General features: G+C 44.6%; 13 protein-coding genes and 1 tRNA gene. 10 read left to right on the forward strand and 4 right to left on the reverse strand.

Features of this window, described 5'->3' with window-relative positions; translation table 11 throughout:
• Positions 1–149 precede the first annotated feature (149 nt).
• From ccoN to FHS56_RS01695, 6 genes are all read left to right on the forward strand, one after another.
• On the forward strand, positions 150–2,297 hold the full coding sequence (gene ccoN, locus FHS56_RS01670; protein ID WP_243844123.1) for a cytochrome-c oxidase, cbb3-type subunit I: 2,148 nt from the start codon (positions 150–152) through the stop codon (positions 2,295–2,297).
• Between the two features lie 23 nt (positions 2,298–2,320).
• Entirely contained in the window at positions 2,321–2,491 is a 171-nt protein-coding gene (locus FHS56_RS01675) for a CcoQ/FixQ family Cbb3-type cytochrome c oxidase assembly chaperone (RefSeq protein ID WP_166918151.1), read from the forward strand.
• Between the two features lie 35 nt (positions 2,492–2,526).
• Positions 2,527–3,297 carry a cbb3-type cytochrome c oxidase N-terminal domain-containing protein gene (locus FHS56_RS01680; RefSeq protein WP_166918152.1) on the forward strand — a complete coding sequence of 257 codons (771 nt, stop codon included), beginning with the start codon at positions 2,527–2,529 and terminating at the stop codon, positions 3,295–3,297.
• 70 nt (positions 3,298–3,367) lie between these two features.
• The gene (gene ccoG / locus FHS56_RS01685; protein ID WP_166918153.1) at positions 3,368–4,798 is read left to right on the forward strand and encodes a cytochrome c oxidase accessory protein CcoG; all 1,431 of its coding nucleotides are present in this window, start codon (positions 3,368–3,370) and stop codon (positions 4,796–4,798) included.
• Between the two features lie 13 nt (positions 4,799–4,811).
• On the forward strand, positions 4,812–5,249 hold the full coding sequence (locus FHS56_RS01690) for a FixH family protein (RefSeq protein ID WP_166918154.1): 438 nt from the start codon (positions 4,812–4,814) through the stop codon (positions 5,247–5,249).
• Between the two features lie 4 nt (positions 5,250–5,253).
• Positions 5,254–5,925, forward strand: a complete 672-nt coding sequence (locus tag FHS56_RS01695) for a sulfite exporter TauE/SafE family protein (RefSeq protein ID WP_166918155.1) — start codon at positions 5,254–5,256, stop codon at positions 5,923–5,925.
• Positions 5,926–5,974: 49 nt separating this feature from the next.
• Here the strand turns inward: FHS56_RS01695 and FHS56_RS01700 are convergent.
• The 4 genes from FHS56_RS01700 to pdxH all read right to left on the reverse strand — a co-directional run bounded on the left by FHS56_RS01700 (position 5,975) and on the right by pdxH (position 9,213).
• Positions 5,975–6,046, reverse strand: a tRNA-Arg gene (locus FHS56_RS01700).
• Between the two features lie 55 nt (positions 6,047–6,101).
• Positions 6,102–7,202: a calcium/sodium antiporter gene (locus FHS56_RS01705; RefSeq protein ID WP_166918156.1), complete on the reverse strand. Its 1,101-nt coding sequence runs from the start codon at positions 7,200–7,202 to the stop codon at positions 6,102–6,104.
• 80 nt (positions 7,203–7,282) lie between these two features.
• Positions 7,283–8,479 carry an aspartate aminotransferase family protein gene (locus FHS56_RS01710; RefSeq protein WP_166918157.1) on the reverse strand — a complete coding sequence of 399 codons (1,197 nt, stop codon included), beginning with the start codon at positions 8,477–8,479 and terminating at the stop codon, positions 7,283–7,285.
• Between the two features lie 92 nt (positions 8,480–8,571).
• A complete protein-coding gene (gene pdxH, locus FHS56_RS01715; RefSeq protein WP_166918158.1) occupies positions 8,572–9,213 on the reverse strand; it encodes a pyridoxamine 5'-phosphate oxidase in 642 nt (213 codons plus the stop codon).
• Positions 9,214–9,290: 77 nt separating this feature from the next.
• On the opposite strand from pdxH, the gene FHS56_RS01720 reads away from it, so the two are divergent.
• From FHS56_RS01720 to FHS56_RS01735, 4 genes are all read left to right on the forward strand, one after another.
• Entirely contained in the window at positions 9,291–11,180 is a 1,890-nt protein-coding gene (locus tag FHS56_RS01720) for a DUF349 domain-containing protein (protein ID WP_166918159.1), read from the forward strand.
• Between the two features lie 409 nt (positions 11,181–11,589).
• On the forward strand, positions 11,590–11,949 hold the full coding sequence (locus FHS56_RS01725; protein ID WP_166918160.1) for a hypothetical protein: 360 nt from the start codon (positions 11,590–11,592) through the stop codon (positions 11,947–11,949).
• Positions 11,950–12,060: 111 nt separating this feature from the next.
• Positions 12,061–14,562, forward strand: coding sequence for a DNA gyrase subunit A (gene gyrA / locus FHS56_RS01730; RefSeq protein WP_166918161.1), 2,502 nt, complete (start codon positions 12,061–12,063; stop codon positions 14,560–14,562).
• A 23-nt stretch (positions 14,563–14,585) separates the two neighbouring features.
• Entirely contained in the window at positions 14,586–15,644 is a 1,059-nt protein-coding gene (locus tag FHS56_RS01735; RefSeq protein ID WP_166918162.1) for a tetratricopeptide repeat protein, read from the forward strand.
• Positions 15,645–15,677 lie beyond the last annotated feature (33 nt).

Raw genomic sequence — 15,677 nt, forward strand, 5'->3', positions numbered from 1 at the left:
ACTGTTTTAAAAAGGGCTCGCCAAGGCGATGCCCTTTTCTTTTTGCTGTCAATGACAACAATCAATGAGCTGGGTAATTGCAGTCATTCCGTAGAGATAGCCGATGTGCTACTTTTATGCATAGAAAAAGGCTAAAACCAAACGGAATTATGACTGAAAAGTTTTATTATGACAACAAGATTGTGCGAGCCTTCCTCATCGCCACCATTGTATTTGGGGCGATAGGTATGCTGGTAGGCTTGATAGTAGCCATTCAGCTCTATTATCCTGCGCTGAACTTGGGGCTACCTTACACCACCTTCGGGCGTATTCGCCCCTTACACACCAACGCAGTGATTTTTGCATTTGTGGGTAATGCCATCTTTGCGGGGGTCTATTATTCTATGCCCCGTTTGTTGAAAACCCCCATGTTTAGCAAAACGCTGAGCTGGATTCATTTCTGGGGGTGGCAGCTAATCATTCTGTCGGCAGCCATCACTTTGCCATTGGGGATTACCACCTCTAAGGAGTATGCCGAGTTGGAATGGCCCATCGATATAGCCATTACCATCATCTGGGTGGTGTTTGGCTGGAATATGCTGGGTACCATTCTGCGCCGTCGCGAACGTCATATGTATGTGGCTATTTGGTTTTATATAGCTACTTTTGTTACCGTGGCGGTATTGCATGTGGTCAACTCTTTTGAGCTGCCGGTTAGCTTCTTTAAAAGTTATTCATGGTATGCCGGTGTGCAAGATGCCTTGGTGCAATGGTGGTATGGTCACAATGCTGTGGCTTTCTTTCTGACAACTCCCTTCCTTGGTTTGATGTATTACTATCTACCCAAGGCAGCGAACCGTCCGATTTATTCTTACCGTCTATCTATCGTACACTTTTGGTCACTGATTTTTATTTACATCTGGGCGGGTCCGCACCACTTGCTGTATAGCACGCTGCCCGACTGGGCACAAAGCTTGGGTACCGTGTTCTCTGTGATGCTGATTGCACCTTCGTGGGGAGGTATGCTCAATGGGCTGCTTACCTTGCGTGGGGCATGGGACCGTGTGCGTGAAAACCCTATTTTGAAGTTTATGGTAGTTGCTGTAACCGCCTACGGTATGGCAACTTTCGAGGGTCCGATGCTTTCGCTTAAAAATGTCAATGCTATTTCTCACTTTACTGACTGGACGATTGCCCACGTACATATAGGTGGTTTAGGGTGGAATGGCTTCCTGACCTTTGGCATGCTGTACTGGCTGGTGCCTAAGATGTGGAATACAGAGCTTTATTCGAAGCGTTTAGCCAATACACACTTCTGGTTGGGTACTTTGGGGATTATCTTCTATGCACTGCCTATGTATTGGGCAGGTATCACACAAAGCCTGATGTGGAAGGAGTTTACCCCGGATGGCATGCTGCAGTACCCCAACTTCATAACTACTGTGAGCCAAATCGTGCCCATGTATATACTGCGCTCGATTGGTGGAGCCTTGTACCTGACTGGCTTCTTTATCATGGTGTATAACCTGTGGAAGACAGCTGCCCGAGGGAATTTTGTGGCAGAGGAAGCAGCCGAGGCGCCTGCTCTGAAGCCTGTGTATGTAAAAAATGAATATTGGCACGCTATCTTGGAGCGCAAACCGGTGTTGTTTACTGTATTGAGCTTGGTGGCTATCTTGATTGGCGGTATAGCTCAGATGGTGCCTACCTTTCTGGTCGAGTCCAACATACCGACGATTGCCGCAGTGAAGCCATATACTCCCCTGGAGCTGATTGGGCGCGATATTTATATCCGTGAAGGATGCAACAACTGCCACTCTCAGCTGATACGTCCTTTTCGCTCGGAGGTAGTGCGCTATGGCGAATACTCCAAAGCAGGCGAATACGTGTATGAGCATCCGTTCTTGTGGGGCTCGAAGCGCACAGGACCCGATTTGATGCGACTGGGAGGCAAATATCCCGACAGCTGGCACTACAACCATATGTATGACCCCACCAGTATGTCGCCGGGTTCCATCATGCCGCCTTATCCTTGGCTTTTCGAGCAGAAGTACGATAAAGAAGAAGTGAAAGCCAAAATAGCCGCTATGCGCACATTGGGTGTGCCTTATCCAGAAGGCTATGAACAAGAAATGGCATTGAAGGATATAGACAAGCAAGCCAAGCGTATAGTTGCGAGTCTGAATAAAGACGGTATTCAAAATGTAGCGCCCGACGATGAAATAGTAGCGCTCATTGCTTATCTGCAACGTTTGGGTACAGATATCAAGAATGTGGATGCCGAAGCACAGACACAGGTCAATGTAAATAATAAATAGGACCCTTTAAACCCTACCATACTATGTTTAAGCATTATTTTGAACTCATCGACGGCGTGGCTAACTATCCCATCTTCTCTTTGCTTGTCTTCTTTGTCTTCTTTGTAGCCTTGGGTATCCGGGTATTTACTATGAAGAAAGAAGTCGTAGAGGAAATACGCCGTATCCCCTTGGAAGATTCTAAGGATGCTTAGTGCATGCATAAAAAACAACTAAAAAAATAAGAAATATGGATTTTGCGAATATGACACAAACCGACTGGATGCTGCTTGCCATCCTGATTTTGATAGGAATTATTGCCATTCTGGTTCTTTTGACCGGGGTATATGTGGCTGCCGTGTTGCGTATCATCCTTAAACAACAAAGCGGCGAAGAAGTACATGAATCACTGTGGAGCCGCTGGCTCAAAAAAATAGGAGGAACCGAGCAGCCTGTAGAAGTGCAAGAGCAAGTGCTCATGTTGGACCACAATTATGACGGTATCCGTGAACTGGACAATCACATGCCGCCATGGTTGAAGTTCCTGTATTTTGCCACTGTAGTCTTTTCGGTAGGTTATCTGCTGGCTTATCATGTATTTGAGTGGGCACCTTTGCAAGAAGAAGAGTTTGAAATAGAAATGCAACAAGCAACCATTGCCATTGAGGAATATAAGAAAACCCAAGCCAACCTCATAGATGAAAGCAACGTGGAGTTGCTTAGCGATGCCGCTGCCTTGGAAGCAGGCAAAGCCATCTTTGTGCAAAACTGTGCTGCTTGCCATGGCAACGAAGGGCAAGGCGGGGTAGGTCCCAACCTGACCGATGACGCTTGGCTACACGGCTGCAATATTAAAGATGTATTCAAGGTGGTGAAATACGGCGTGCCACAAAAAGGGATGGTGCCTTGGCAAAATAGCTTAAAGCCTCAAGAAATACAACAGGTGGCATCTTATGTGTTGAGCCTACGCGGAACCAATCCGCCTAATCCGAAAGAACCGCAAGGTGAAAAGTGTGAGTAATCTGTATGAATAGTAGCAGGTGGAGAAGCCAGAACGTGCTTTTCCACCGCTTTTTAAAAATAATAGAACTATGAGTAACAACATCCTCACTGACGTAGAATACGAAGAGCTGTATAGGGACCATGTCTCTTTTGTAGATAAAGAGGGAAAGCGGGTGTGGATTCACCCCAAAAAGCCCCAAGGGCGTTTCTATAAATATCGTACTTGGGTGAGTTGGCTGCTGTTGGCTGTCTTTTTCGCTATGCCTTTTATTTATGTAGATGGACACCCGTTTATGATGTTCAACGTGTTTGAACGCATCTTTATCATTTTCGGGCAGGTGTTTTTCCCACAAGACTTCATCATATTTGGGCTTACCATGCTTGCCTTCTTCGTGTTTGTTATTCTTTTTACAGTGATTTATGGACGCATATGGTGTGGTTGGGTCTGCCCGCAAACAGTGTTCATGGAGATGGTGTTCCGCAAAATAGAATACTGGATAGAAGGAGACCGTAACCAACGGTTGAAGCTCGAAAAGCAACCATGGACTAAAGAAAAGGTACTGAAGAAGGTAGCCAAGCACGGTATTTTTATCTTGATAGCCCTTCTTATAGGGCATACCTTCATGGCATATCTTATCGGACTTAAAGAAACAATTCAAATAGTAACCCAGCCACCAACGAAGCATTGGGCAGGTTTTTTGGGTGTTTTGGGTTTTAGTGCTGTTTTCTATTTTGTGTTTAGCTACGTGCGCGAGCAGGCTTGTATATTGATTTGCCCCTATGGGCGTCTGCAAGGGGTGCTGGTCGATAACGACACCATGACCGTGGCTTATGACTATAAAAGAGGGGAGCCCCGTGGCAAACTGAAAAAAAATCAAGAAACAGCTACCGAACCCAAAGGCGACTGTGTGGATTGTACCCTCTGCGTACAGGTATGTCCTACTGGTATCGATATCCGCAATGGCACTCAAATGGAGTGTGTTGGTTGTACTGCTTGTATAGATGCTTGTGATGCAGTCATGGAGAAAGTGGGCAAACCCAAGGGATTGATACGCTATGCCTCTGTGCGCAGCATAGAAGAAGGCGTACCTTTCCATCTGACCAAAAGAGCATGGGCTTATTCGGCGGTGCTGCTGATACTGCTGGGGGTTATCGCTGTGTTGGTGTTTGGTAGAAGCAGCACAGAGACCGTGATACTGCGTACCCCGGGGCAATTGGCTCAACTACAAGAAGACGGCACAATCAGCAATCTATTCAACGCTTCTATTGTGAATAAATCATTCGACACCTTGCAGGTTCAGTTGGAGCTAATAGAGCCTCGTGGGCGAGTACAGCTTGAAGGTGAAAAAAGCTCGACGATATCGTTAAAGCCAGCAGAAAAAAGAGAGTTGATTTTCTTCGTTTTTTTGGATAGGAAGAACATAACAGGAAGAAAAACTTTCTTAAAGTTCAGAGTAAAAAACGCAAATACCGATGAAACCATCGAAACGGTAGAAGCAAGCTTCTTTTCTAATTATTAAAAATGTAAAAGCTATGAGAATCAGTTGGGGATATAAAATAGCGCTGTTGCTCGGAGGCTTTATTGCCTTTATGAGCTACTTGGTGTTTATTTGTGTAGCACAAGACGATATTCATTTGGTGGATAAAAACTACTATAAAGAAGAGCTGGCATATCAGGCACGTATAGATGCCATTACACGTACAAGGGCACTGGAACAGCAGCCTGTGGTGGAGTACCACAAGACGGCGAAGAAGTTGTATATAAAGTTGCCATATAGCGGTATTCAGGAAGGGAAAATTAAGCTCTATCGCCCATCGGATGCGCGCCTCGATAAAGAAGTACCTATTCGACAAGACCAGCAGGAATATGAGCTGGATATGTCTGGGCTTTTGCCCGGCTACTGGGAAGTAAAAATGCAGTGGAGCATGGATGGACAGTCTTACTACATGGAGCAAAAACTGCATTTGTAGCATTATGATAAAGATAGGAGTTGTCTTATTGGCTTTGGGCGGAGCTTTTCACTGTGTAGGCATGTGCTCTCCCTTGATTGCTGCCTTGCATGCCGGGCGTTCTCGTAGCTGGCAGTTGCTGTATCATGGCGGGCGCATTTTTGCCTATCTTTTGTTGGGGCTTTTGCTGGGTAGTATCGGGATGGGCGGAGCTCTGTTTCTTACTCAACAGCAGTTGTCTGTTTTGTCAGGGGCTTTGTTGTTGGTTTATGTTTGGATAGAGTGGCGGGGGGCAAATAAAGCTGGCTTTCGATTGGCAAACTTCTTCCGAGAATTGGGGCAACGATACAACAAACAAGGAGGTGGCTTTTTTCTTGGAATTGCTAATGGTTTGTTGCCTTGTGGACTAGTTTATGGAGCAGCCTTCTTGTCGATGGCAGAAGGGGATATGGTCCGGGCAGTAAGCAATATGTTTATTTTTGGTTTGATTACTACGATTTTATTGCTGGGAGCGCATCGTTTGTGGCATTGGTTGTTGCAACGTTTTAAGCAGTTAGGGAGTGGAGTGCTTTTGCAGCGCTTCATGATGGTGGTATTGGCTGTTTTTTTAATAGTCAGAGGGCTGGGGCAAGGCGGATGGTGGAGCCCCGCCATTCAGATGAATGCCAATGCACAGCCCGTAGTAGAGTGCAAGTAAGCTAAAGCAAAGAAGCGACCCCAAAAAGGTCGCTTCTTTGCTTGTTGCGTGGCTGCGTCAGGAATCGAACCTGAATCTTGGGTTCCGGAGACCCACGTACTATCCATTGTACTACGCAGCCATTTGTGCAGCAAAAATAAAGCATTCCGGCTATATGTACAAGCTTTTTGCAGGCTTTATACTTCCAGCCACCCGGCGTAGGCTCCCCATACATATACTACATAGATAACTATGAGGGTGTAACCCAGCAGGCGGGTAGCATGGAAACGGGTGAGAACAAAAGCTAAGAGAACCAAAAGCAGAGAGGCGAACAACAGTATCACCGAGGAAGTGATGTTGGCGCTGCCTATACCACTGATGTCGCCATGCATGAGGGTATATATGAGTACGGGTAGCCCAAGGCTCATGAGTATGTCAAAAATATTGCTACCAATGGCATTGGCAATCGCCATATCGCCCCGACCCTGCTTAGCTACAATATAGGAAGAGATGATTTCGGGCATAGAGGTGCCACCTGCAAGAATCGTCAGGGCGATGATTTCAGTAGGAATACCTATTTGTAATGCCAATCGTTCGGCAGCCATCACCATCCAGTAAGAGGCAAGTGCTATGAATCCGAGGCACAATATAAAGACGGGGTAAGTCCATTGGGAGGATTTCGCAGGGTCGGGTATGATACGTATCAACAAACGTAGTGGGGCTGTTACTATGTCTATTGTCTTACGCAGGAGACCTCTCCGAGGCAAAACATCTTCTATGGCATATTCTTCTTTTATATAACTTTCGTTTTCAGCTGCTTTGCTTTCATTGTCAATATATCGCATCCATAGATTGAGAAATGTCAGATAAAGGATGTAGCAGCCGACCAATATTGCTCCCTCGAGCAGTGTTAATTTGTTGTCTTGAACAAAAACAAGCAGCAAGATGACAGAAAAGGCATAGAAGGCGCTGTCGCGTAAAATGGGCTTCCAGCTTAGTTTGCTTCTGTTGGCTATGCATGCAAAGCCAATGACTACCAATATTTGAAAAATAGCGGAACCTACAATGGTACCTACGCCCGTGGCGGGGTGTGCTTCAGCAAGAAATAGGGCAAAAAGGGCAGTAGCTATTTCCGGGGCACTGGTGCCAAAAGCCAAGAGGGTAGCACCGGATACACTTTCCGATAACTTTAGGCGCGCAGCAATGTTGTCAAGGCTCTTAATGAAAAGTACGTCCACGATTTCTGACATGAAATAAAAAGAAAAAAGGATGATGGCTACATCTCTAAGAATCTCCATAGGTGTGTATTTTGGGAAATAAAAACACTATGCTTACACGATATAATATAGAAAAAAAGTTTTCCCTAACATTGTTTTACTCACTTAAATGCACGATAAATTGCTTGATTGAGTAAATAACCAGCTTCTTTTATCTCTTCTTCTGTGATGGTAAGAGGAGGAGCAATGCGTATGGATTGGTTGTTGAATAAAAACCAATCTACAATGATGCCTGACTGAAGAGCGTGTTGAATGGTCTTTTGTAGTTTTTCCCATGAGCCTATATCTACTGCCATCATAAGTCCTTTTCGTCGGATTTCTCTGATATGCGGGTTGTTGCTTAGTAGGTCTTCTATGAGTTGCCCTTTGGCTTCTACTTCTGGCAGTACTTCTTTGATGATATGAAAAGCCGCCAAGCCAGCAGCACAACTTAAAGGGTGTCCTCCAAAGGTAGTGATGTGTCCCAATATAGGGTCGTGTGATAAAGTGTGCATAATTTCCTGTGGCGCTATAAATGCACCTAAAGGTAAGCCGCCCCCTAAGCTTTTGGCAGAGAGTAGGATATCAGGTGCTACTTCGTAATGCTCCAGCGCCCACCAAGTGCCTGTGCGTCCCATGCCGGTTTGTATTTCATCGAAAATAAGGAGTGTTCCCGTTTCTGTGCAGCGCTTGCGCAGTTGTTGCATCCATGTTTTGCTTGGAATCTGTATACCACACTCCGCACGGACTGGCTCGATGATGATGGCTGCGGTTTTTTGTGTTATTTTTTCTAAATCACTTTGACTTTCAATGTTAATATATTTCACAAAAGGCAATAAAGGACGAAACGCCCGCTTATATGTTTCACTACTCTGTAGGGACAGTGCACCATGCGTAGAACCATGATAAGCATTCTTAACAGCAATGATTTCATACCTGCCAGTATATCGTTTTGCCAACTTCATAGCGCCTTCTACTGCCTCGGCTCCGGAGTTGGTAAAATAAACTGTATTCAAAGCAGGGGGGAGGGTAGAGGTGAGTGCCTGTGCAAAACACACTTGCGGCGCCTGCACATACTCGCCATATACCATTGTGTGGAGATATTTTTGTGCTTGTTCGCAAATAGCCTTCACGACTGCCGGATGTCCATGCCCCACATTACTTACAGCAATGCCAGAAATCAGGTCTATATATTTTTTACCATCTGTATCGTAGAGGTAAATGCCTTCGGCACGTTCTATTTCCAACATAAGCGGTGCAGGGCTTGTTTGAGCAAGGTGCTGAAGAAACAATGCCCGGTAGTTGGCTATGTGTTTCATGTTTCTTTTGGGTTGTTTTTGCAAAGTAAAGAAAAAGCCCTCACTCTATCGGCATGAGGGCTTCAGGCTTTGTAGCTGCATAAACATGTTTATCAAGGCGATAGGCGGGCGATATGCCACACACCATTTTCTAAATGATAGCAAATGCGGTCATGCAGACGGTTGGGACGCCCCTGCCAAAATTCAAAATAGTCTGCTTCCACAGCATAACCACCCCAGTAAGGAGGGCGTGGTATCATATCTGCCCCCTCGTATTGTTTGCTCACTTCTTCCATACGAGCTTCAAGGAACTGACGCCCTGGTATCTCTTCGCTTTGCATAGATACCCAAGCGCCAATCTGCGAGCCTCGTGGACGGCTGTGAAAGTATTCGTCGGAAGCTGCTTCCGATAGCTTCGACACTTTCCCTTCTATGCGCACTTGGCGCTCCAGTTCAGCCCAAAAGAAAGTGAGTGCAATCCAAGGGTGTTTAGCCAATTCTTTGCCTTTATTGCTCATGTAATTGGTGAAGAAGATGAATCGGCTGTCTTCCACACCTTTTAATAATACAACGCGTCCTTTGGGGCGCCCGTCTAAGCCGATAGTGGAGGCATGCATGGCATTCGGTTCGAGCACTTCCGAACGGAGGGCTTCCTCAAACCATTGCAAAAACTGTTTGACTGGGTCTTTATGTACTTCGTGCTCGGACAATGCTCGACTGCTGTATTCTCGTCTGATTGAAGCTATTTTATCCATAATTATTAACTTTGCGTTAAAATTGCTAAATTTAACAGGCATATAAAAGGGATTTCGTCATTTAAAAAACGGAGCATATGAACTACGAAGAGAAAAGCCCGAAAATGGAGCAAGCGGCTCAAGAAGCCCCTCAAAGTCAAGAGGATGTGTTGACTAATCAAACAGAGAACCAAGAGGTGGAAGAAGAAATGGAAGAAGAGGTAAGCCACGAAGAGGACGAGCTGCCGGAAGAAGATTATTCCACCTACTCAAAAGATGAGCTTTATGAAGCGCTGCGCGCAGCTCATCCGGTCAATAAACTATCGAAAGAAGAAGTAGAGCAATATTACCGTCTACTTACCAAAATAGAACCCTTCTTCAAGTCCATCGTGCAAGATGAGCGCGAGCAGGCGCTAGAAAAATTCCTCGCCGACGGTGGAGAGGCTGATGGGTTCGAATACCGTCCGGACGAAAAAACCAAACGTTTCTTTGAAATAGCCAAAGCGTTGCGCCAACGCCGGCAAGCCATACGGCAAGAACTGCAGGAAGCACTGCGAAACAACCTGAAGCGCAAGCAAGAAATACTTGAAGCGCTGCGCCACATAGTAGAAAGCATAGAGACGGAAGAAACCATACGACATGTAAAACACTTGCAGGCTGAGTGGCGAAAAACCGGACCAGTGCCTAAGCGTTTTGCGCGCGATTTGTGGGCGCGATACAACGCGCTCATCGACATGTTTTACAATAACTTATCAATCTTCCACGAACTGAAAGAGCTGGATAGAAAGAAAAATCTGGAAGCTAAGGAAGAGATATGTGCCAAAATAGAGGCGTTGGTGGAGTTGCCTGTCCGTGAGGCTTTCCGTCAGCTGAAAGTACTTCAGCAGGAATATCGCCATGTGGGACCGGTACCGCAAGAAGCAAAAGCTGCTATTTGGGAGCGCTACAAAAAGGCAGTAAATGCCATTTATGAAAAACGACGCCGTGAAGACGAGTTATTCAAACAGCAGTTGCAAGAAAATCTTGCCAAGAAGAAAGCGCTGGTTGAAAAGCTTGCACCTTTTGCCGAATTTGACTCCGACCGTATCAAAGAATGGAATGCTAAAACAGATGAAATCAAAGCCATTCAGCAGGAATGGGAGGCAGTAGGACCAGTGCCTCAAGAAGAAGGCAAGGAGGTATCGAAGGCGTTCTGGAGTAAATTCAAACAATTCTTCAAGCGCAAAGGGGAGTTCTTCCAAAAACTGGATGCCGAGCGTCAAGAGCATCTTTTGAAAAAACAAGACCTTTTTGAGCAAGCGAAAGCCATTGTAGAGGGAGCCACCGAAGAAACCATAGAAGAAGCAGCTAAAAAACTGAAGAAACTGCAAGATGAGTGGCGCAAGATAGGCAGTGTACCCGAGAAAGCCCGTAAAAAGATAGAAGAGGGCTTCCGCAAGCTCATGAATGAGTTCTTCGATAAGCGAAGAGCCCTGCATAACAAAAAAGAAGAGGTTTTTGTAGAGAACCTTCAAAAGAAAGAGGCACTCATAGAGCAAATTAAGGCACGCACAGAGGAAGCATTAGCGGAAGTAAATCCGGAAGAAGAAATAGAGCAATGGATAGAAGCATGGGTTGCTATAGGACATGTGCCGCACAAGGATATCTCTCGCATCCAAAATGCTTTCATCAAAGCAATGCATGAGCTGGTATTGCGCTTCCCCGGCTTGGATGAAGAAAGACGCGAAGAACTTGATTTATCTATCACTATACGTCTTGCCAAACACAAAGCAGGCGGTGAACGTAAGCTGCACCAAAAGCGTAATCAAATCGCACAAAAGATACGCAGTATACGTGAGGAAATAGACACCTTGCGTAATAACATTGAGTTTTTTGGTGATTCGCCCGAAGCCGCCAAGATGCGCGAAGCCTACGAAGAGCGCATTGCCAAAGCGCAAGAGCAACTTCATGTGCTCGAGAAGAAGCTGGAGCTGATAAACAGTATTTAGTTCAATGAATACACCAAGCAAGAGAGACCGAGCATTTGGTCTCTCTTTTTGTTTATTTTCCTCTTATTTCCATGCAATATTTTTTATCTAAGTAACTTTGCTAAATCCAGATACTTAGAGGCTTAGATGCCCGACTTCCAGCATAAGCGATACCATCAAAGCAAAGTATGTTGGGAGCAATTACTTCAAACACACTTCAAACAAACAATATCATGCCTCTCTTTGATGACGAGTGGATATGGCACTTACTTGTGTTTGTAACGACCATAGCAAGAAAGTCAAAAGTATGCTGCAATAAATTATAGAAATTATCTGTCAAAGATGTTTACATGTGTACTATACAACTAAATAAAAAGTATAACTTTTGCCCATATTTTTACGTTTGCTTAACTAAATTAGATATTTGAACATGAAACTACTTTTGAAAAAAAATATAAACATACTGTTAACTTGTATTCTATTGGCGGGGACGAGTGCTTGTGCCAAGCGGTGTCAAGTGAGCGGTTGCATGATTGTTGACGATCACACGCACTTCTTTGGTGCGGAAAATGCTAAAGATGGTAGCTTGGTTGATCGGTCAAAGGTGAATACCAAAGATTTGAAAGTTTATAGTGGCACCGTTTGGTGGCGGAGGATATTCAAAAAAAGCTATAGAACCGACGAAGGAAAACGCTACAAAGTGTTTGATAAAGAAAAAAACACGGGTTTGGATAAGCATCAGATAAACAAAATATCGCTGCAAAAACAGAAGGGAGGTTTCGATAAGTAAGAAGTACCTTACCCAACAAAAGGGCTGTTTTGATAGGAGAAACAGCCCTTTTTTCGTATCTTGCCCCGGCTATGACCGTTTTCAATAGGACTTATGAAAAGTAGTATTTCTATGAATGAGCAACCCAATGTTATTCCTATCAATATAGAAGATGAAATGCGCACGGCTTACATCGACTACTCTATGTCGGTGATTGTGTCGCGTGCCTTACCCGATGTGCGTGATGGACTTAAACCAGTGCACCGCCGTGTATTATATGGCATGGCAGAACTGGGCTTGTACCATAACAAACCCTACAAAAAGTCTGCGCGTATTGTGGGAGAAGTACTGGGTAAGTATCACCCGCATGGCGATGCCTCGGTCTATGACACTATGGTACGTATGGCTCAGGAGTGGTCTTTGCGCTACCCTTTAGTGGATGGTCAAGGTAACTTTGGCTCTATAGATGGAGACTCGCCAGCTGCTATGCGTTACACCGAAGCACGGCTAAAACGCATAGCAGAGGAGCTTTTGGCTGACATCAACAAAGATACGGTTGACTTTCAGCCCAATTTCGACGATTCCTTGCAAGAGCCCACTGTCTTGCCTGCCAAAATACCTAACCTGCTCATGAATGGTGCATCTGGTATTGCCGTTGGTATGGCTACCAACATGGCACCACACAACCTTACAGAATTGGTTCATGGTATTTTAGCTTACATAGATAACCCCGATATTACCATTGAAGAGCTGATGCAACATATTCCCGCTCCTGACTTCCCTACGGGTGGTATCATTTATGGTTATAAAGGAGTGAAATCAGCCTATAAAACAGGTAAGGGGCGTGTGGTGATTCGTGGGCGTGCCGAAGTGGAAGAAACCAAAAACGGAAAGCAGCAAATCGTCGTTACAGAAATTCCCTATATGGTCAATAAAGCCTCTATGATTGAAAAGACGGCGGAGCTTATCAATGAAAAAGTAATTGAGGGAATTTCAGATTTGCGCGATGAATCGGACCGACAAGGTTTGCGTATTGTTTATGAATTAAAACAAGGGGCTATTCCGCAAGTGGTACTTAATAACTTATATAAACACACCCAACTTCAGTCTTCGTTTAGCATCAACAACGTGGCTTTAGTAAAAGGGCGCCCCGTAGTGCTTAATCTCAAAGATTTGATTTATCACTTTGTGGAACATAGACATGAAGTGGTAGTGCGTCGTGCCCGTTATGACCTAAACGAAGCAGAAAAGCGCATTCATATATTGAAAGGTTATTTGGTAGCACTCGACCATCTCGATGAGGTCATTCAACTGATTCGAGCAGCCATGGACCCCGATACTGCCAAACAGCAGCTTATAGAGCGCTTTGCCTTGTCGGAAATACAAGCCAAAGCTATTTTGGACATGCGTCTGCAGCGCTTGACAGGCTTAGAGCGCAACAAAATCATAGAAGAGCACGACAGGGTAGCAGCCCAAATCAAAGAGCTGAAAGAAATCTTGGATAACAAATCCAAACGCATGGACATCATTAAGGAAGAGTTGCGTGAAATACAACAAAAATATGGCGATGAACGCCGTACGGATATTGTCCATGCCGCCGGAGATATCTCTATCGAAGATATGATTCCAGACGAAGCGATGGTCATTACCGTATCGCATCAAGGATACATAAAAAGAACACCGCTTGCAGAGTACAGGACACAGAGCCGGGGAGGAGTAGGTGCCAAAGGGGTTTCTACTAAAGATGATGATTTTACAGAACACCTTTTTATCGCTTCCAATCACAACTACCTGCTTATATTTACCGAGTTTGGTAAGGTATATTGGCTGAAGGTGTATCAAATACCGGAAGGTAGCAAAACATCTAAAGGTAGAGCCATTCAAAACTTGATACAAATAGAACCGGACGACAAGATAAGAACCATCCTGAATGTCCCCAGCTTGGATGATGAAGACTACATAAATAATCACTATGTGATTATGTGTACTGAGCAGGGCACAATCAAGAAAACTTCACTCGAAGCTTATTCTCGTCCACGCCAAACTGGAATCAATGCCATCAATATAGTGGACGGCGATCGCCTGTTGGATGTAGAAATTACAGATGGCGATGCTCATATCATCATAGCCACCCGTGAAGGACAGGCAATTCATTTTCATGAGTCGGATGTGCGCCCCATGGGAAGAACCGCTACCGGGGTGAGGGGGATAAGCCTTGCCGAAGGTGATGTCGTAGTAGGTATGGTTTGTGTGTCTAATGAAGAGGAAGATTTGTTGGTCGTTTCAGAAAAAGGCTATGGTAAACGCTCCAAAGTGAGCGACTACCGCATTACCCGCCGTGGTGGTAAGGGGGTGCGCACCATGAATATTACAGGAAAAACCGGTAAGTTGGTTGGTATTAAAGCCGTAAGTGATGAGGATGAAATTATGATTATCAATAAATCGGGTATCACTATCAGAATGCGAGTAAGTGATATACGTGTAATGGGACGTGCCACCCAAGGGGTGCGTCTTATTAAGTTGACAAAAAAAGACGATATATCCTCTATTGCAAAAGTCGATAAAGACAACGAAGAAGGGGATACACCCAAAAGCTTTTCACAAGAGAATACACTGCAGGATTCAGTAGAATAGTTTAAATAAAAAATCGAACAAAGATGAAAAAAAGTGCTTTATCTATCTTTCTTTTCCTTGTGAGCATCGTTGTTGTACATGCCCAAGGAGGTCTGGGTAATGCCATTATGGCTTACGAAGCTGGTAAACTGAACCAGGCAAAAGCAGCCATCGATGAGGCTATCAAAAACCCAAAAGCCTCGACGAAATCAAAGACCTGGTATTATTATGGCAAGATATACGCAGGCATTGCTTCTGACCCCACTGGCTTGTTCATTAACTTAGACAAAGACGCGACCTTCAAAGCTTATGAAGGCTTCAAGAAAGCCATGGAATTAGAGCCTGAGAAGAAGGGGTATTATAATGACGCTAAGGCAGAAATGGAGCAGCTGTATGCCATCGCATTGAACCGTGCAGTTGCTTTCTACCAAGAACAAGACCTTGATAATGCTTTGAAAAACCTTGAACTCTCTTTGAATATACAGCCCAAAGACACTACTGCACTTATCTATTCTGCAGCCATGGCTTATGAAGCTGACAAAAAAGATAAGTATGTAGCTTATACTAAGCGCTTTCTTGAATTAGACGATGTGTCTTATGGGCGTAAGGCTGAGCATTACTATAATCTGATTTTGGTTCTGTATAGTGAGCTTAAGAAGCCAGAAGAAGCTATCGCCATTATAGAAATGGGCTTGAAAGAAAATCCTAAGGATGCACGCTTATACGAACTGGCAGCTGCTATATACGATGAGCAAGGAGATGCAGAAAAGGCATTTGAATACTACAGAAAAGGTGCAGACCTGTTTCCTGATAACTTTGTACTCAATGCCAATACAGGTTTTGCCTATTACAACCAAGCTGTTTTGGTGGCAGAGGAAGTCGAAAATATGAGTAAAAGCTTAAAGAAAGAAGAGACGGAAGCAAAACTAAAGCAAATGGATGAATTGCTGAAAAAAGCACTGCCTTATTTGGAACGTGCCCACAAAGCCAATTCTGAAAACAAAGATGTTATCACGGTTTTGAGCAAAATTTACTACCGCCTGAAAATGGAAGACAAGGGCAAAGCGATGGATGCTAAATTGAAAGCATTGGGAGCGAATTGATAAAATAAAAGTTAACCCAAAGCATAGGGGGCT

The organism is Thermonema lapsum, from assembly GCF_011761635.1.
GTDB classification, from domain to species: Bacteria; Bacteroidota; Bacteroidia; order Cytophagales; family Thermonemataceae; genus Thermonema; species Thermonema lapsum.